Here is a 16,386-nt window from a genome sequence, read left to right as displayed (position 1 = left end):
CTGACCCCGCGCTGGTCAGGGCCCCGAACCACTTGTGGTTCGGGGCCCTGCCTCTATGGGACGAGCTGCATCTCCTCCCTCCTCTCGCGACTGCGCATGGAACACCACTGTCACTGCACCGAGACACAACAGCAGGCCTGTCGCGGTGAGGGCTCCGAAGGGCTCACTGAAGGCCACGGCCCCCCACACCGCGGTCACGGGTGCCATCAGAAACATCAGCGTATTGACCCGGGTGATACCATTGCGTCGCAGCACCAGCCAGTACAGGCCGTAGCCGCCGAAGGTGGACAGAACCACCAACCAGGTCACGGCAAGCCAGAATGTGGCGTCAGCCGGTGGAGTCACATCTCCGCCCGCTGCCGCCATCGCGGTGAACAACACCGCGCTGGTGACACAGTGGATCGTCAGCGACACCGTGGGGTCGGTGTCCCGAGGTGAGCGGCGCTCCAAGAACGTCGCGGCCACCAGTGAGAGCATCCCCGCGAACGGCACCAGATACGCCCACCACACCACTCCCCCGGACGAGGTGGCATCGCCGGCGGTGACCGTCACGACTCCGGCCACACCGAGCGCCAGACCCCACCATTGCCGCGGCCCGACATACTCCCTCAGCAGCGGTCCGGCAAGTACGGCGACGACGAGAGGCTGAGTACCGTCGATCAGCGCCGTGGTCCCACTGGAGACCCCCAAGCCGATTGCCTGGTAGACGGTGAGGAGGTAGCCCGTCTGCGACAGCGCGCCGATGACAATCTCGCGCCGCACCGTGTGCAGTCGGAGGCTTCTCCAGCGGTGGAGTCCGAAGAGCATTGTGCAGAGGACAAGCACCACCGCGAGGGGCAGGAACCGCCACATGAGCAGGGTGATGGGATCGGCGGTGCCGGCCCCGAGTTTCGCTCCGATGAAGCCCGAACTCCAGCACACGACGAAGGCCGCAGCGAGAAGTACATTCACGAAGAACCTCCCGGGTATACAGATCTGTGTAGCAAAACCAACGATATACCGATCTGTATACTTCTGTCATGGGCACAGTGCCGGAACCTAGACGAGTCACGCTGACCCCGGGGGCCCGACGCGCCCTGGCCGCAGCCGACCGCTTGTTCTACGAGCGCGGAATCTCCGCTGTGGGGGTCGATCTCATCGCCGCGGAGGCGGGCGTCACGAAGAAGACGCTGTACGACCGGTTCGGGTCCAAGGAACAGCTCGTGGTCGAGTACCTCGCCGACCGCGACGAGCGCTGGCGACTGTTCCTTGCCGGCTATCTCGACGCAGCGGGCAGCTCACCGGACGGACGCCTGAAGGCTATCTTCGACGCATCCCGCGACTGGGCCGGTCAGCACAGCACAAAGGGCTGCAGCATGGTGAACGCACACGCCGAGATCAGCGACCCAGCCCATCCGGGGTACCGCGTCATCATCGAGCAGAAGCGGTGGATGCTCGCATTGTTCACGCAGGTATGCGCCGACGCGGGAGTGGCAGACGCACACGAACTTGCCTGCACCTTCATGCTGCTCCACGAGGGGGCTCTGGTGGCACATGGTCTTCACGTGTTCGAGGACGCACTCATCCTCGCGTCGGCTCGGTCACAGGCACTGCTACGCGCGGCCGCCCGTTAGTGATGCGACAACAACGGCGGGGCGCCGAAATCCCTTAGGATTCCGACGCCCCGCCATGGGGTGTTGATGCTCAGTGCTTTTCGGGTCCGACGTGGTACTCGAAGACCAGGCCTGCCGCTGCCGCCAACACGGCAACAACTGCAACAACGATCATCCAGGGCTGGAAGAACGCCAGCGCGAGGCCGGCGAGGGCCGCTGCACCGGCCAGCAGAATGGGCCAGTAGCTTCCGGGGCTGAAGAACCCGAGGTCGCCGGCGCCGTCGGCGATTTCTGCGTCCTCGTAGTCCTCGGGCCGGGTGTCGAGACGGCGGGCGACGAACCGAAAGTAGGTACCGATGATCAATGTCAGGCCCGCCGACAGGCAGATGCCGGTCAGACCCGCCCACTCGATACCGGTCCGGGAGACGGCGGTGAACACGCCGTAGACGATCGCGACGAGAATGAAGAATACCGTCAGGATCTCGAAGAGCTTGGCTTCGATCTTCATATCAGCACTTGTCCTTGGTCAATGAGGTATCAGCAGCGGGGTCAGTTACCTTCGACACCGCTCGCCTGCTGGTAGCCGCGATCGGTGGTGAACGGTGAGGTGGAGGTCGCCACAGGCGACTCGCCGATAGCCTCGAGAGCCTCCGCCGTGGTCAGCGCCCGGCCACCCTCGTCAGCAGGCTTACGCAGATCGATGTACTGCGCGAACTTCTCCGGGCTCACGGCGCGAACCTCGAAGTTCATCATCGCGTGGAACGTTCCGCACATCTCGGCGCAGCGTCCCACGAAGGCGCCTTCCTTCTCGATCTCACTGATCTGGAAGACGTTGTCGGACTGGTTCTCCTTAGGGTTCGGGTTCACGTCCCGCTTGAAGAGGAACTCCGGCACCCAGAAGGAGTGGATGACGTCAGAGGAAGCGAGCTCGAACTCGATCCGCTTACCGGTCGGCAAGACGAGGATCGGGATCTCCTGGCTGGAGCCGATGGTCTCGATCTTGTCGTAGTGCAGGTAGGACAGGTCCTGCGGGGACTTGCCGTGGATTGCACCGGGCTGCGCGTGACCGCCCTCGCCCCCGTGCTCGGTTCCGGACGCCGCGCCTGCCTCGACGGCCGCCTGGGCCTCCTGGTCGATGCCGTCGTACTTGGCCTGGCCGTCACCGAGATCGATGGAGCGGTAACCGAACTTCCAGTTCCACTGGTAGGCAGTGACGTCGACCACGACGTTGGGGTTGTCCTCCTTGTCGAGGACGTGGTTCTGCACGACCACCGTGAAGTAGAACAGAACGGCGATGATGACGAACGGGACGGCGGTGTACGCCAACTCGAGCGGCACGTTGTACGCAGTCTGGCGAGGGAACTCGGGAGAGTCCTTCTTCTTACGATGGAAGATCACCGCCCAGAAGGTGAGGCCCCACACCAGGATGCCCATGACGAGGGCGGCGATGACCGACCAGGTCCAGAGCTCACGCATGCGTTCTGCCTGCGGGGTTACGCCCGAAGGCCACCCGAAACGAAGCACTTCGTTGTCGATTGAACAACCCGACAGCAGCAAGGCAGCAACGCCCAAAGATGCTGCCAACCCTGCCCGCCGAAGGATCCGACCTTGCGCCACGTTCACGCCTTCCTGATCGCCGCAAATTCCACTAGGGCACACCCGATGGGAAGGCCCAATTACTACGCAGCGTAGACCAAAGCGGATGGCCGTCCCTCCTCGGGTCGGGCGGTCGTGTCGCCACCGCTGCCGGGGCGGTGTCCTCGACGGCCGGAACCGGCCGCCACGGGAATCTGCGGCATACTTTCCGGCAGAGTTCCCTGACCTCTCCACACCCGTGTGGAGCATCCCAGATTCTGAATTGAGGTACCGGACGCTGTGTGCGGACTGCTCGGGCTACTGACCTCTGGAGAAACCAGCGACTACGCCGTCTCACAGGTCGACGAGGCGATGCACTGCCTGCGGCATCGCGGGCCGGACGAGCACGGGACGTGGCACGACGATCACCTCGTGTTCGGCTTCAATCGGCTGTCGATCATCGACATCGAACACTCCCACCAGCCGTTGCGGTGGGGTCCTGCCGAGAACCCGCAGCGGTACGCCCTCACCTTCAACGGTGAGATCTACAACTACCTCGAGGTTCGCGCGGAACTCGCCGAGCAGTTCGGGGCGCGGTTCGCGACCGAGGGCGACAGTGAGGCCATCGTCGCGGCGTTCCATTACTGGGGCGAGGATGCTGTGCGCCGCCTGCGCGGCATGTTCGCGTTCGCGATCTGGGACACCGAGACGCGGGAGCTGTTCATTGCCCGCGACCCGTTCGGCATCAAGCCTCTGTTTCTGGCGACGGGGACGGGCGGCACCGCGTTCGGCAGCGAGAAGAAGAGCCTGCTCGAGCTGGCCGACCTCATCGGTATCGGTACGGACCTCGATCCGCGCGCCGTGGAGCACTACACGGTGTTGCAGTACGTGCCGGAACCGGAGACGTTGCACAAGGACATCCGCCGACTCGAATCGGGCTGCTTCGCGCGGGTGCGTCCGGGTGAGGCACCGGTCATCACCCGGTATTTCGCCCCTACCTTCCCGGTGCAGCCCTTCACCGCGGGAACGGAGAAGGCCCGGTATGCGGAGATCGCGGCGGCTCTGGAGGATTCTGTCGCCAAGCACATGCGGGCCGATGTCACGGTCGGGTCCTTCCTGTCGGGCGGCATCGATTCGACGGCCATTGCGGCGCTCGCGATGCGCCACAATCCCAACCTGATCACCTTCACCACCGGCTTCGAGCGGGAGGGCTATTCCGAGGTCGACGTCGCGGCCGAGTCGGCAGAGGCCATCGGGGCACGGCACGTCGTCAAGGTGGTCAGCCCCGCAGAATTCGCTGCGGCCATCCCGGAAATCGTGTGGTACCTCGACGACCCCGTCGCCGATCCGGCCCTCGTTCCGCTGTGGTTCGTGGCGAAGGAAGCCCGCAAGCACGTCAAGGTGGTGCTGTCGGGCGAAGGCGCCGACGAGTTGTTCGGCGGCTACACCATCTACCGCGAGCCGCTGTCACTGAAGCCGTTCGAATATCTGCCGAAGGGTCTGCGGCGGGCCGCCGGACGCTTGTCGGAACGGATCCCCGACGGGACACGCGGAAAGAGCCTGCTCAATCGCGGTTCCCTCACCCTCGAGGAGCGGTACTACGGCAACGCCCGCAGCTTCAACGACGCCCAGCTGCGTACGGTGCTGCGCGATTTCCGTCCCGAATGGACGCATCGGGACGTCACGGATCCGATCTACGCCCAGTCGCAGGGGTGGGACCCCGTGGCCCGCATGCAGCACCTCGACCTGTTCACCTGGCTGCGTGGTGACATCCTGGTCAAGGCAGACAAGATGACCATGGCCAACTCCCTCGAACTGCGGGTGCCGTTCCTCGACCCGGAGGTGTTCGAGGTGGCCTCCCGGGTGCCGTTGGACCAGAAAATCACCAAGAACACCACGAAGTACGCGCTACGGCAGGCTCTCGAAGGCATCGTGCCCGGCCACGTGCTGCACCGCGCCAAGCTCGGGTTTCCCGTGCCGCTTCGGCACTGGTTACGCGGCACGGAACTCTTCGACTGGGCGCACGAGCAGATCGCCGCGTCCGGCACCGACCAGCTGCTCGACAAGGCCGCTGTCGCGAAGATGCTCGACGATCACCGGGACGGCGTCTCAGATCACAGCCGTCGCCTGTGGACCGTCCTGACCTTTATGGTCTGGCACGGCATCTTCGTCGAGAACCGGATCACGCCGAAGATCGCGGAGCCTGCGTACCCGGTGTCCCTCTAGGCGCTCCGCCGCCCGTGAGTGGTTGACGAGTCCAGGGACTCGTCAACCACTCACGAGCGGCGGAGCCGCCTCTTACGGGAGAAACGCCGCAATCTCGTCGGCCGCGGTGGAGCCGTACGCATCGGCCAGCCGTTTGACGGCCTCGTCGCGGTCGAAAGTCCACTCCTGGGTTCCCATTGTCTCCAGGACGAGCACGGCGACGAGCGATCCCAGCTGGGCGGAGCGCTCGAAACTCAGGCCGGCGCTGTGCGCGAGGAGGAATCCTGCCCGGAATCCGTCGCCGACACCGGTGGGGTCGACCTTGCCCTTCTCCGGTACGACGGTGACCCGGGTATGGGTGCCGTCCGACTCGACGATGTCGACGCCCTTCGAACCCAGCGTGGTGACCCGGACGCCGACCTGCGCACGAATCTGCTCCTCGGACAGGCCGGTCTTCTGCTGGAGCAATCCCCATTCGTACTCGTTGGTGAACAGGTACTTGGCGCCTCTGATCAGCGCCGCTGCCTCGTCACCGTTGAGCCGGGCCAGCTGCTGCGAGGGGTCGGCCGCGAATGGGATGTTCTTCTGCCGGCACTCGTCCGTGTGGCGGATCATCGCGGCGGGGTCGTTGGCGCCGATCAGCACCAAGTCGACACTTCCACCGGTTGCGGTGACCTCTTCGAGCTCGATCTCGCGAGCCTCGCTCATTGCGCCGGGGTAGAACGACGCGATCTGCGCCATGTCCTCGTCCGTGGTGCAGACGAACCGCGCGGTGTGCGCCGTCGTGGAGATCCGAACGGCGGTGCAGTCGACGCCGTTGCTCTCGAGCCACTCACGGTAATCGGCGAAGTCGGCCCCCACGGCGCCGACGAGGAGCGGCGAGCCGCCCAGGACACCCATGGCGTACGCGATGTTGCCGCCCACTCCCCCACGCCGGACCACGAGGTCATCGACCAGGAAACTCAACGAGATATGGCTGAGCTGATCGGCGAGCAGTTGCTCGGCGAACCGGCCAGGGAACCGCATCAGGTGGTCGGTGGCGATGGAACCGGTTACCGCAATTGTCACGGGCGGATGCCTTTCGGTGAGTTCGGGCGGGATTTCTCACCGTACCCGCAGTACCACCCATGATCGGGTGGGAGCACGGCGAGGTGGACAGTGGTGTCCGGACACCAAAAAGTCTGACACGGAACCTGAGCTCCGCATCAGACTTTTCGATTCAGTTGTCGGCCGGCCCGGGACTCAGTTGAAGGAGTCGCCGCAGGCGCAGGACCCGGTGGCGTTGGGGTTGTCGATGGTGAACCCCTGCTTCTCGATGGTGTCGACGAAATCGATCGACGCACCTTCGACGTACGGCGCGCTCATCCGGTCGACGGCGAGGGCTACGCCGCCGAAGTCGACGATGAGGTCGCCGTCGAGGTTGCGATCGTCGAAGAAAAGCTGGTAACGCAGTCCTGCGCAGCCGCCGGGTTGCACGGCGATACGCAGTGCGAGGTCGTCACGACCCTCCTGATCGAGCAGCGCCTTTGCCTTGGCGGACGCAGCCTCGGTCATCTTGACGCCGTGGGTGGCGGTCTCGTTCTGCACAGTCATGGGCTCTCCCTGTAGTTCGTAACAAACCCGTGAACGCTTCAACGGTACTCCGCGCCCGACTTATTCCCGGGTTTCATTGCCTATGCGGCGCGACCGCACAGCAATCACCGTCCATGGTATCCGACGTCGCGATTTCCGGTTACTACCGAAGGGGTTCCCATTAACTATCGCCGTGCACCCACGGCCGTCGTCAAAGAGAATTGATCCCCTGTAGGACGAGTGCTGCCGCGGCCGGAATCAGCATTCCGAGACCGATAGATGCGAATGTGGCACCGCTCGCGCGGTGGGTGCGGGTGCTGAACATGCTCATCCCGGCGAAGCCAATCACGGCCGCGAGGAAGAAGAGGTAAATCGGGGGCAGAACCAGCAGGCCCAGGAGGCCGGCGGCAACGGCGATCACCACCCAGGACCACCGCAGATCCTCGACCTCGAGCTTCGCTACCGTCCACATCGTCAGCACCTCGCTTGTACCCGAAGTTTACCGAGATCGGGCCGTCCAGCGGAGGCCGAAAACACGACCGGCCGTCCACCCCGCCGGATGTCGACGGGGTGGACGGCCGAGTACGAACCGTGAGGTTATTTTCGGGTGTTCGGCTTACTGGCGAGCATGAACGTGACCGCGCCGCCGACGACCACCACACCGATCACCAGCAGGATCCAGACGGGGAATCCACCGGACTCCACCGCTCGCTGTGCTTGGGAGGTGTTCGCAGCCGTGGTCGCCGAAAGCGCTGTACCGGCGGCAGGAGTAGCCGAAGCCTGGGTGAGGTCGAAGGTGTAGGTGCCGGCGATCGGATGACCGTCGGAGGAGACGACCCGGAACGCGACGGTGTACTGCCCGGCAGCGCCGAGACCGTCGAGGTCGACGCTCAGGAGCCGACCGTCGACGACCGGCTCGGAGCGCCCCCACTGGGCGCCGTCGGAACCCACCACCGTCAGGGCGGCGAAATTCGGTTGAATGTCCTGGTTGAACACCAGGGTGACGTTGTCCGGGGCGGCATCGATCTGGGCGCCGTCGGCCGGGTTGCTGCTTTCGAGCGCGGCATGAGCCATTCCCGGGCCGGCGGTCAGAGCGGCGCAGGCGAAGACCGCGGCCGCGACGAGGACGGCGCGGGTGAACCAGGAAGTCATGTGTTTCTTCATTTCTTTTGGTGTCGAGCACAGTCACCGATCGGCGAAGGCAGCGCGCTGGCAAGAAGGTCTTCCAGGGGAGCAGCGAGCTTTCGGACCAGGATAGGTCTCGAGCCGGGAGCGCCTGAAAATCGTGGATCAGGGTCGTGTTGCCTGAATGTAATGCAGGCGGGGCCAGCGGTCACCGCTCCCGGTAACCACGAACCCGGCGCCGCGAACCGAACCGGCCAATTCGTGGATCGGATTGTGCTGCATCGCATGCCCGCTCACAGCTCCGACGAGGTGGCTGGCGATGCGGTTGCGCGGTGGCCGGAAGTCGGCGATCAACAGCCTCCCCCCGGGCCTGAGTACCCGGAACGCCTCTGCGAGCGCCTTCGCGCGCAGTTCGGTCGGAATGTGATGAATGGCCAGGCTGGAGATCACGAGGTCGAAAGACGCGTCCGGCTGGGGAAGGTCTTCGGCACCGGCGATCACGAAGGTGCAGTTCGCCAGGGCTCGCCGGGCCGCGTACTCGATCATCGGCGGTGACGGATCGATGCCCACCACCCGCCCACCCGGACGCACCACGCGGGCTGCACGGCGGGAGAAGATGCCGGTTCCGCAACCGATGTCGAGCACCTCATCCCCCGGCTTCGCACCGGACAGCGCGACCAGGCCGTCGAAGACCCGGCGACGGAAACCACCGAACCCCACTGCGGAGAACCACTCGTATAACCGGGCGCGCCGAATCAGTCCTCCGCTCGAGTGGTCGGCGTGTCCGTAAGATCCGCCGAGCAGTCGTTGACCGAGTCCCATGACGACTTTCCCTTCGGTGAGCTACCCCGGCCGACGCGCATCAGGGCGCGCCGACGACAACGTGTTGGTGGGCGGGGTAGGCATGGACGAGTGCGGTGGACAATTTCGGCACCGCATGGGTCAAGGTGTGCTCGGCCTCGTGCGCTAACCGGTGCGCCTCGGCCAGGCTGATTTCGGGGTCGATGTCGAGCTCGACGTCGGCATGCAGACGGTGCCCGATCCACCGCATCCGCACGCTACGCACCTCACGCACCCCGGGTTCTACGGACAACGATCCCTCGGCGGCGTCGACGAGTTCCGGATCGACCCCGTCCATCAAACGGCGGAACACGTCCCGCACCGCGGTGCGCAGGACCGCGAGGATCGCCACGGTGATGACCAGTCCGACGATCGGGTCCGCCAATGGGAAGCCCAGGGCCACACCCCCCGCGCCGAACAACACGGCCAGGGAGGTGAAACCGTCGGTGCGTGCGTGCAATCCGTCGGCGACCAGGGCGGCGGAGCCGATCTGGCTGCCCACCCGAATGCGGTAGAGGGCGACGAGTTCATTACCGACGAATCCGACGAGGCCTGCCACGGCAACCCACCCGACGTGCTCGATCGAAACCGGGTTGATCAGTCGCCGCACAGCTTCGACTCCGGCGATCACCGCGGACAGCGTGATCATCGCGACCACGAACAGCCCCGCCAAGTCCTCGGCCCGCCCGAACCCGTAGGTGTAGCGGCGAGTGGCCGCCCGACGCCCGAGCGCGAACGCAATCCACAACGGAATCGCGGTCAGTGCGTCGGAGAAGTTGTGCACCGTGTCCGCCAGCAATGCGACCGAACCCGACACGGCGACGATCACCAACTGAGCGATCGCGGTGACACCCAGCGCGACCAGGCTGATCTTCACCGCCCGAATGCCGATCTCGCTCGATTCGAGGGCGTCGTCGACACTGTCCGCTGCGTCGTGACTGTGCGGGGCGAACACCTCCCGCACCGCCGCCCGGAACCGGCCCCCACCCTCATGCCCGTGACCGTGACCGTGACCGTGACCGTGGCCGTGGGTGTGAGTCGGTGGCTTCGGTGCGTGACTCATGCCTGGCCACCTTCCGCACGTGCGGGAGCCGGAATATCGGCACCTGCCGAAGACGGAGCCGGACCCGACATTCGCTCGGGATGCAGAATCCGCAACTCGTCACCGGTGCGGTGATGCCCCGGAACACCCGGCCCGGCATGCTCCGCATTGAACACCGCGTCGGTCACCAACTGGCGGATGTGATCATTCTCCAGCCGGTAGATCACCTGGGTGCCTTCCTTCCGTGTACGCACCAAACGCGCCATCCGCAGCTTCGCCAGATGCTGCGACACCGACGGGGCGGGCTTTCCCACATGCTCGGCCAGGTCATTCACCGACAACTCTCGATCCACCAACGCCCACAGCACCTGGACGCGGGTGGAATCGGCCAGCATGCGGAAGACCTCGACCACCAGATCAACCTGATCGTCCGGCAAGCGCCGACGGCATGAACCGTTATCTGCATTCATACGCAGATAATAACGCACACGCCCGAAAGCCGGGCAAGTGCTCGCACCCACGAAGCCTTCGCCCGCCGAGGCCACCCGGCATTTCGGTGCGAGGGCAGTTTTCCCCGTGGCCGCGTCTTCCCATAGGCTGGAAGAGTGAAATTGCTACGCCGCGGTGATTCGGACAATTCAGACAAGCGGGATGCCGAGACGGCCGCGCCGTCCACGGCACCGGAACCCGAGTCCGCCGAACAGGTCGGCAAGGGCCGTCCGACTCCTAAACGCCGCGACGCGGAAGCGAGGCGGCGAGGACCTGTGGCACCGGCACCTCTGACAGCGAAAGAGGCGCGGGCACGCCGCAAAGCCACGCGGGGCAGCAAGGAAGAACGCAAGATCGCTGCCGCGGAACGGCGGGCCACGGCGTCCGAGCGGCGCGCCCGCATGCTCGCCGGGGAGGACAAGTACCTCCTGCCGCGCGACAAGGGGCCGGTCCGCGCGTATGTCCGCGACATCGTCGACGCCCGGCGCAACCTCGTCGGACTTTTCATGCCACTGGCGCTGGTACTGATCATGGCGATGTTCGTCAGCCCCGCCCTGCAGGCGATTGTGACGCTGGCGATGCTCGTGATGATGCTGTTCATGGCCGCAGAAGGCGTGTGGCTGGGTCGCAAGATCAACTCCCGGGTGCGCGAGCGCTTCCCGGATACGATCGACGGCGGCTTCAAACTCGGCTGGTATGCGTTCGTTCGGGCGTCGCAGATTCGTAAGCTTCGCGCTCCGAAGCCCCGGGTTCGTCCGGGCGACGCGATCTAGGACTCACCCTCTTTGCGTAAGTGATGCGGCGCGCGGTGCGACTCGGCGAGTAGTCGGCCGAGTTCGGCGTCGTGGCCATCCAACTGATCCACAGGCGGGGCTCCCGGCCGGAAAAAGTTGTCGCGGAAGCTGCGGCGAAGCCACGGGCGTGGCGCGCCCAGGCGCTTCCCGGCGAACATCACGGCCGCGTTCAGCGCTACCAAGAGCGCTACGAGCGCGAGGAACTCAGTCATGGCTGAAAGTCTCCGCTCGACTACTTCCGACCAACAGTGGCGCAAATGACGATGTACGTCAGAATACTGCCAAATTGTCGGGTTGGTAGCGTTGGGGTCCGTGCCCCCTGCCGAGCCCCCGAACCGACCGGATCTCCCCCACAGGTCCTCGCGAACCCTAGTTCTCGGCGGCGCACGATCCGGGAAGTCGGCATACGCCGAACGGCTGGCGCACACTCTCGCGGGTACCGAATCGGTCCGCTACCTCGCCACCAGTCGCCGTGAGCCCAGCGATGTCGATTGGGAGGACCGCGTCGAGCAGCACCGAGTCCGCCGTCCCGCCACCTGGACCACGATCGAGACTGCCCCGGGCCGCGACCTCGCCGAACAATTGCGGTCGTCCACCGATGCCCCTGTCACCCTGGTGGACGATCTGGGCACCTGGCTGACCGTGGAGTTCGACGCCGCCGGCGCCTGGGATCTGCCGCGAGGCACCCTCGCAGGCGAGGTGGAGGAACTGGTCGCGAGCGTCCGGGACTACGCCGGTGACCTCGTCCTCGTGACACCGGAGGTCGGCCTCGGGGTCATCCCGGAGACCCGCTCCGGACGCCTCTTCCGCGACGAAATCGGCGCCCTCAACGCCCGGCTGGCCGAGGTCTGCGATCGGGCAGTCCTCGTGGTGGCCGGGCTGACCATGACCCTGAAAGACCTACCCGCCGCGAATGCATCCGGGACAACAGTTCCCAGTCGAACGAGAGGCCAAGCGTGACGAGCGAGTCCGTGAGCAACGACCCCGGTCGGTTCGATCCAGTTTCCCCGCCGGACGACACGATCCGCCGCACGGCCGAAGCCCGTCAGCTGCAGCTCACCAAACCGGCCGGCTCACTGGGACGGCTCGAGGTACTCGCATGCTGGGCATCGGCATGCCAGGGAATATGTCCGCCCGCACCTTTCGAGCGGGCCCGCGTCGTGGTCTTCGCCGGGGATCACGGAGTCGCGCGCACCGGGGTGTCGGCGTATCCCCCCGAAGTGACGGCGCAAATGGTCGCCAATTTTCTCGGCGGTGGGGCCGCGGTCAACACTCTCGCCGACCGAGCGGGTGCCAGTGTGCGCGTGGTCGACATGTCGGTCGACGGCGACACCGATCCGGCGGTGTCGGCGTACAAGGTGCGGCGCTCGTCGGGGGTGATCGACCGCGAGGACGCACTCACTACCGAAGAGACCCTACGGGCGATCGAAGCCGGACGCTCCATCGCGGACTACGAAATAGACTCCGGCGCTGATCTTCTCATCGCCGGAGACATGGGAATCGGCAACACCACCCCTGCCACGGTGCTCATCGCGGCGCTGACGGACACCGAGCCCGTCGCAGCGGTGGGCCGGGGAACCGGTATCGACGACGCCGGGTGGATACGAAAGACGGCGGTGATCCGCGACGCCCTCCGCCGCGCTCGGCCCGTCGTCCGTGACACGGTGGCCTTGTTACGCACCGTGTCGGGCGCGGACATCGCAGCGATGGCAGGTTTTCTCGCGCAGGCGTCCGCGCGCCGGACGCCGGTGATCCTCGACGGCGTCGTCGTCACGGCCGCTGCCATGGTTGCCGAGGAACTGGCCCATGGCGCCCGCGCGTGGTGGCTCGCGGGACACCGGTCGACCGAACCGGCACACACGATCGCCCTGAAACACCTGCAGCTGGACCCTCTCCTCGAACTCGACATGCGCTTGGGTGAGGGGTCGGGCGCGGTGGCCGCACTACCGATCCTGCAAGGCGCCGTGGCCACACTCGCATTCATGGCGACGTTCGACGAGGCGGGAGTCAGCACCGGCGACGTCACCGAGGCCGACGTCGCCGACGTGGACTGATCGTGTCTGGCTTGTTGCTGGCGTTTTCCTGGTTGACCGTGCTCCCGCTCCGCGGCCCCGACAGCGTGGACCGTGCGGCAGGCGGGCGCGCGATCCGATATGCACCCGTGACCGGTGCGGCTCTGGGCGTGTTCGCTGCCGGCCTGCTGTGGCTCCTGGTGTCGGCAGGACTGAACCCGGCCCTGGGAGGACTGTTGACGGTCGGGGCTCTCGCGCTCGCCACTCGTGGCATGCACATCGACGGGTTGTCCGACACGGTCGACGGTCTCGGGTGTTACGGGCCGCCGGAACGCGCAAAGGCTGTGATGCACAGCGGCGGCGCAGGCCCGTTCGGCGTGTGTGCCCTGCTGATTTGCCTCGGGACACAGGCTCTTGCTTTCGGTTCACTCGCCGTTGCAGGACAGTTCGGGGCCGTAGCAGTCGCCGTGGCGACCGGGCGGGTCGCCGTCGTATTCGCTTGCCGCCGTGGAGTTCCGGCTTCCGCCACCGAAGGTTTCGGCGCACTCGTTGCCGAAACGCAGTCGTGGTGGACGGCGTTCGCCTGGACGGTCCCGCTGCTAGCAGCAGCGGCGTGGTGCGGCCCCGACTGGTGGCACGGGATCATCGTCGTCGCGGTGACTCTCGCCCTGTCGGCTCTGTTGGTGGCGCACTGTGTCCGCCGGTTCGCAGGCGTGAACGGTGACGTGCTGGGTGCCGCGATCGAGATCACGGTTGCGGCCTCAGCGGTCGGTTTCCTCCTCTGAGCGACCGCCGAGAAGCCCCGATTCAGCGCAGCTTGTGCATCCAGCCGTGGGTGTCGGCGAACGTGCCACGCTGAATCCCGGTAAGGGTGTCCCGAAGGGCCATGGTGACCTCTCCCGGCTCCCCGTCGGCGACGACGAACTCGCCCTCTGCCGACTTGACCCGCCCCACCGGGGTGATGACTGCCGCGGTGCCGCAGGCGAATACCTCGGTGATCTCTCCCGACAGGGTCTTGGTTCGCCATTCCTCGGTGCTGATACGACGTTCCTCGACTGCGAAACCGGCGTCGGTTGCCAGGGTCAGCAGCGAATTCCGGGTGATGCCCGGAAGCAGCGAGCCGGACAGCGAGGGTGTGACGAGGCGGGCATCGGAACCGGACCCGTAGACGAAGAAGAGATTCATTCCGCCCATTTCCTCGACGTATGCACGTTCGAGGGCGTCGAGCCACACCACCTGATCGCAGCCTTCGTCGGCCGCCTGCGCCTGGGCGAGAAGCGAAGCCGCGTAGTTGCCGGCGAACTTGGCCGCGCCGGTTCCTCCGGGAGCCGCGCGCACGTACTCCGTCGAAAGCCACACGCTGACCGGTTTCACCCCGCGCGGGAAGTATGCCCCCGCAGGCGAGGCGATCAGGAGGTAGCGGTACTCGTCGGCCGGCCGGACCCCCAGGCCGGCCTCGGTGGAGAACATGAAAGGACGCAGATACAGCGCATCCTCACCCCCGGCGGCAGGCACCCACTCGTGATCGACGTCGAGGAGTTCGGTGATCGACTTGACGAACAACTCGGCGGGAAGTTCGGGCATCGCGAGCCGACGAGCCGAGGTGACGAGTCGTTCGGCGTTCGCCTCGATGCGGAACGTCGCGATGCCACCGTCCGGCTGCCGGTACGCCTTGAGGCCCTCGAAGATGGCCTGCCCGTAGTGCAGCACCATGGCCGCCGGATCGAGTTGGAGCGGACCGTAGGGTTCCACCCGGGCGTCGTGCCAGCCGTGGACGGCGGAGTAGGTAATCGACACCATGTGGTCCGTGAAGTACCGACCGAATCCGGGCGCCGCCAATATCTCTCGCCGCGCCTCATCCGAGGCGGGGGAAGGATGCGGGACGCGAAGGAACTCGGTGACACCTGTCATGCCGGTGATCCTATCGAACGCCTCCTGCTCCCCAGCGCCCGAGAGGGTCGACCCGCAGCGGCTACTTGGTGCTGGTCTTCACGAAGGGCGGAGACACGACCTCCGCCCGCAACGCGCGTCCGCGCACATCCACGTCGACAGCGTCACCGGCCGCGACACCGGCATCCGAATCGAGCAGAGCGAGGGCGATACCGACCTTGAGTGTGGGCGAAAAGGTGCCCGACGTGGTCTCGCCGATCGGCTCACCGTCGCGGAGGACGTTCTGCCCTGCTCGCAGCACCCCGCGGTCGAGCGCCTTGATGCCCCACAGCTTGCGGGCGGGTCCGGCAGCCTTCTCGTCGGCCAGGGTTTCCTTGCCCCAGAACTTCGGCTTGTTCCACCCGATCGCCCATCCGCACCGTGCCTCCAGCGGAGAAATTTCCAAGGACAACTCGTGACCGTGCAGCGGATATCCCATTTCGGTCCGCAAGGTGTCGCGGGCGCCGAGACCCGCGACCTGACCACCGCGGGTCCGAACCTGCTCGACCGCGGCCCGGAACAATTTCTCGCTGTCCTCCCAGCGGGGCAGGACTTCGAATCCGATTTCGCCGGTGTACCCGCTACGGCACACCCGCACGGGCACGCCTTCCCACGTGGCGTCCGCGAAGCCCATGTACTCGATGTCGGTCGGCAGGCCCAGCGCGGCGAGCACTTCCGGCGACTTCGGCCCCTGAACTGCGATGACACCGAAATCGCGGTGGCAGTTGTCGACGGTGACACCTTCGGGCGCCTTGGCCGCCAGCGCCGCGACCACGTCAGCGGTGTTGGCGGCGTTGGGGACGAGAAACACCTCTTCGGCGCTCACGTAGTAGGCGATCAAGTCGTCGATCACTCCGCCGGAGGGGGTACAGCAGAGCGTGTACTGCGCCTTACCGGGGCCGATCTTGTCCAGATCGTTGGTGAACGCGGAGTTGACGAAAGCTGCGGCTCCCTTGCCGCGCACGAGAGCCTTGCCCAGATGACTGACGTCGAACACGCCCACCGATTCCCGCACGGCAGTGTGCTCGGCGACGACCCCCGCATACGACACGGGCATCTCCCATCCACCGAAGGGCGCGAACGTGGCCCCGAGTTCGACGTGAACGGCGTGAATCGGCCCTTGCGAGAGTTGCTCCTCGGTCATGGCCACAAACCTATCGGACCCCGCAGCACCCCGCGTCGGTGACGGCACACGCGCACTACCATCGGGA

The 16,386-nt window shown here is 65.9% G+C and carries 19 protein-coding genes; 6 read left to right on the top strand and 13 right to left on the bottom strand.

All coding sequences use genetic code 11. The features are described 5' to 3' along the window. Nucleotides 1–15: 15 nt before the first annotated feature. Nucleotides 16–951, bottom strand: a complete 936-nt coding sequence (locus GFS60_RS12675; RefSeq protein ID WP_236603445.1) for a DMT family transporter — start codon at nt 949–951, stop codon at nt 16–18. A gap of 68 nt (nt 952–1,019) precedes the next feature. Here GFS60_RS12675 and GFS60_RS12670 point away from each other — a divergent pair, with 68 nt between their 5' ends. Further along, nucleotides 1,020–1,613, top strand: coding sequence for a TetR/AcrR family transcriptional regulator (locus tag GFS60_RS12670; protein ID WP_159921665.1), 594 nt, complete (start codon nt 1,020–1,022; stop codon nt 1,611–1,613). A 70-nt stretch (nt 1,614–1,683) separates the two neighbouring features. On the opposite strand, the gene GFS60_RS12665 is transcribed toward GFS60_RS12670, so the two are convergent. Continuing rightward, nucleotides 1,684–2,100 carry a cytochrome c oxidase subunit 4 gene (locus tag GFS60_RS12665; RefSeq protein ID WP_109329202.1) on the bottom strand — a complete coding sequence of 139 codons (417 nt, stop codon included), beginning with the start codon at nt 2,098–2,100 and terminating at the stop codon, nt 1,684–1,686. Nucleotides 2,101–2,141: 41 nt separating this feature from the next. Beyond that, on the bottom strand, nt 2,142–3,215 hold the full coding sequence (gene ctaC / locus GFS60_RS12660; RefSeq protein WP_159921663.1) for an aa3-type cytochrome oxidase subunit II: 1,074 nt from the start codon (nt 3,213–3,215) through the stop codon (nt 2,142–2,144). 252 nt (nt 3,216–3,467) lie between these two features. On the opposite strand from ctaC, the gene asnB reads away from it, so the two are divergent. Continuing rightward, a complete protein-coding gene (gene asnB, locus GFS60_RS12655) occupies nt 3,468–5,393 on the top strand; it encodes an asparagine synthase (glutamine-hydrolyzing) (RefSeq protein ID WP_159921661.1) in 1,926 nt (641 codons plus the stop codon). Between the two features lie 72 nt (nt 5,394–5,465). Here asnB and GFS60_RS12650 read toward each other — a convergent pair whose 3' ends face one another. From GFS60_RS12650 to GFS60_RS12620, 7 genes are all read right to left on the bottom strand, one after another. Then, complete coding sequence (locus tag GFS60_RS12650; protein WP_159921659.1) at nt 5,466–6,440, bottom strand: carbohydrate kinase family protein; 975 nt, start codon at nt 6,438–6,440, stop codon at nt 5,466–5,468. A gap of 174 nt (nt 6,441–6,614) precedes the next feature. Next, complete coding sequence (locus GFS60_RS12645; RefSeq protein WP_109329195.1) at nt 6,615–6,965, bottom strand: HesB/IscA family protein; 351 nt, start codon at nt 6,963–6,965, stop codon at nt 6,615–6,617. Nucleotides 6,966–7,155: 190 nt separating this feature from the next. After that, nucleotides 7,156–7,416 carry a hypothetical protein gene (locus GFS60_RS12640; protein WP_159921657.1) on the bottom strand — a complete coding sequence of 87 codons (261 nt, stop codon included), beginning with the start codon at nt 7,414–7,416 and terminating at the stop codon, nt 7,156–7,158. A gap of 125 nt (nt 7,417–7,541) precedes the next feature. Beyond that, complete coding sequence (locus GFS60_RS12635; protein WP_159921655.1) at nt 7,542–8,096, bottom strand: copper resistance CopC family protein; 555 nt, start codon at nt 8,094–8,096, stop codon at nt 7,542–7,544. Between the two features lie 138 nt (nt 8,097–8,234). Further along, on the bottom strand, nt 8,235–8,891 hold the full coding sequence (locus GFS60_RS12630) for a class I SAM-dependent methyltransferase (RefSeq protein WP_159921653.1): 657 nt from the start codon (nt 8,889–8,891) through the stop codon (nt 8,235–8,237). A gap of 40 nt (nt 8,892–8,931) precedes the next feature. Beyond that, on the bottom strand, nt 8,932–9,972 hold the full coding sequence (locus GFS60_RS12625; RefSeq protein WP_159921651.1) for a cation diffusion facilitator family transporter: 1,041 nt from the start codon (nt 9,970–9,972) through the stop codon (nt 8,932–8,934). Next, a complete protein-coding gene (locus tag GFS60_RS12620) occupies nt 9,969–10,421 on the bottom strand; it encodes an ArsR/SmtB family transcription factor (protein WP_159921649.1) in 453 nt (150 codons plus the stop codon). Before GFS60_RS12620 ends, GFS60_RS12625 begins: the two co-directional genes overlap by 4 nt. Nucleotides 10,422–10,556: 135 nt before the next feature. Here GFS60_RS12620 and GFS60_RS12615 point away from each other — a divergent pair, with 135 nt between their 5' ends. Then, nucleotides 10,557–11,213, top strand: coding sequence for a DUF3043 domain-containing protein (locus GFS60_RS12615; RefSeq protein ID WP_159921647.1), 657 nt, complete (start codon nt 10,557–10,559; stop codon nt 11,211–11,213). Here the strand turns inward: GFS60_RS12615 and GFS60_RS12610 are convergent. Next, nucleotides 11,210–11,446, bottom strand: a complete 237-nt coding sequence (locus GFS60_RS12610) for a hypothetical protein (RefSeq protein ID WP_159921645.1) — start codon at nt 11,444–11,446, stop codon at nt 11,210–11,212. The genes GFS60_RS12615 and GFS60_RS12610 overlap by 4 nt on opposite strands. Before the next feature lie 100 nt (nt 11,447–11,546). Between GFS60_RS12610 and cobU the strand changes: the two genes are divergently transcribed. Genes cobU through GFS60_RS12595 form a run of 3 tightly spaced genes read left to right on the top strand, consistent with a single transcriptional unit; the run spans nt 11,547 to nt 14,031 of the window. Continuing rightward, a complete protein-coding gene (cobU, locus tag GFS60_RS12605; RefSeq protein WP_159921643.1) occupies nt 11,547–12,194 on the top strand; it encodes a bifunctional adenosylcobinamide kinase/adenosylcobinamide-phosphate guanylyltransferase in 648 nt (215 codons plus the stop codon). Then, the gene (gene cobT / locus GFS60_RS12600; protein ID WP_159921641.1) at nt 12,191–13,288 is read left to right on the top strand and encodes a nicotinate-nucleotide--dimethylbenzimidazole phosphoribosyltransferase; all 1,098 of its coding nucleotides are present in this window, start codon (nt 12,191–12,193) and stop codon (nt 13,286–13,288) included. The genes cobU and cobT overlap by 4 nt, the downstream gene beginning before the upstream one ends. 2 nt (nt 13,289–13,290) lie before the next feature. Beyond that, on the top strand, nt 13,291–14,031 hold the full coding sequence (locus GFS60_RS12595) for an adenosylcobinamide-GDP ribazoletransferase (RefSeq protein WP_159921639.1): 741 nt from the start codon (nt 13,291–13,293) through the stop codon (nt 14,029–14,031). Nucleotides 14,032–14,053: 22 nt separating this feature from the next. Here the strand turns inward: GFS60_RS12595 and GFS60_RS12590 are convergent, their stop codons facing one another. Then, nucleotides 14,054–15,157, bottom strand: a complete 1,104-nt coding sequence (locus tag GFS60_RS12590) for a branched-chain amino acid aminotransferase (protein ID WP_159921637.1) — start codon at nt 15,155–15,157, stop codon at nt 14,054–14,056. A 61-nt stretch (nt 15,158–15,218) separates the two neighbouring features. Further along, on the bottom strand, nt 15,219–16,319 hold the full coding sequence (gene gcvT, locus GFS60_RS12585) for a glycine cleavage system aminomethyltransferase GcvT (RefSeq protein ID WP_159921635.1): 1,101 nt from the start codon (nt 16,317–16,319) through the stop codon (nt 15,219–15,221). Nucleotides 16,320–16,386 lie beyond the last annotated feature (67 nt).

The sequence above is a fragment of the Rhodococcus sp. WAY2 genome, assembly GCF_009859915.1.
GTDB classification, from domain to species: Bacteria; Actinomycetota; Actinomycetes; order Mycobacteriales; family Mycobacteriaceae; genus Rhodococcus_F; species Rhodococcus_F oxybenzonivorans.
Note: the sequence above shows the minus strand (reverse complement) of the source record. Positions and strands in the feature narration are given on the sequence as shown.

What these genes read in the sequence shown, in the direction of transcription:
- GFS60_RS12620 (WP_159921649.1), bottom strand. Translation starts at nt 10,421, where the DNA reads ATGAATGCAGATAACGGTTCATGCCGTCGGCGCTTGCCGGACGATCAG.
- GFS60_RS12630 (WP_159921653.1), bottom strand. Translation starts at nt 8,891, where the DNA reads ATGGGACTCGGTCAACGACTGCTCGGCGGATCTTACGGACACGCCGAC.
- GFS60_RS12590 (WP_159921637.1), bottom strand. Translation starts at nt 15,157, where the DNA reads ATGACAGGTGTCACCGAGTTCCTTCGCGTCCCGCATCCTTCCCCCGCC.
- GFS60_RS12645 (WP_109329195.1), bottom strand. Translation starts at nt 6,965, where the DNA reads ATGACTGTGCAGAACGAGACCGCCACCCACGGCGTCAAGATGACCGAG.
- GFS60_RS12635 (WP_159921655.1), bottom strand. Translation starts at nt 8,096, where the DNA reads ATGACTTCCTGGTTCACCCGCGCCGTCCTCGTCGCGGCCGCGGTCTTC.
- GFS60_RS12610 (WP_159921645.1), bottom strand. Translation starts at nt 11,446, where the DNA reads ATGACTGAGTTCCTCGCGCTCGTAGCGCTCTTGGTAGCGCTGAACGCG.
- GFS60_RS12670 (WP_159921665.1), top strand. Translation starts at nt 1,020, where the DNA reads ATGGGCACAGTGCCGGAACCTAGACGAGTCACGCTGACCCCGGGGGCC.
- GFS60_RS12640 (WP_159921657.1), bottom strand. Translation starts at nt 7,416, where the DNA reads ATGTGGACGGTAGCGAAGCTCGAGGTCGAGGATCTGCGGTGGTCCTGG.
- GFS60_RS12625 (WP_159921651.1), bottom strand. Translation starts at nt 9,972, where the DNA reads ATGAGTCACGCACCGAAGCCACCGACTCACACCCACGGCCACGGTCAC.
- GFS60_RS12665 (WP_109329202.1), bottom strand. Translation starts at nt 2,100, where the DNA reads ATGAAGATCGAAGCCAAGCTCTTCGAGATCCTGACGGTATTCTTCATT.
- gcvT (WP_159921635.1), bottom strand. Translation starts at nt 16,319, where the DNA reads ATGACCGAGGAGCAACTCTCGCAAGGGCCGATTCACGCCGTTCACGTC.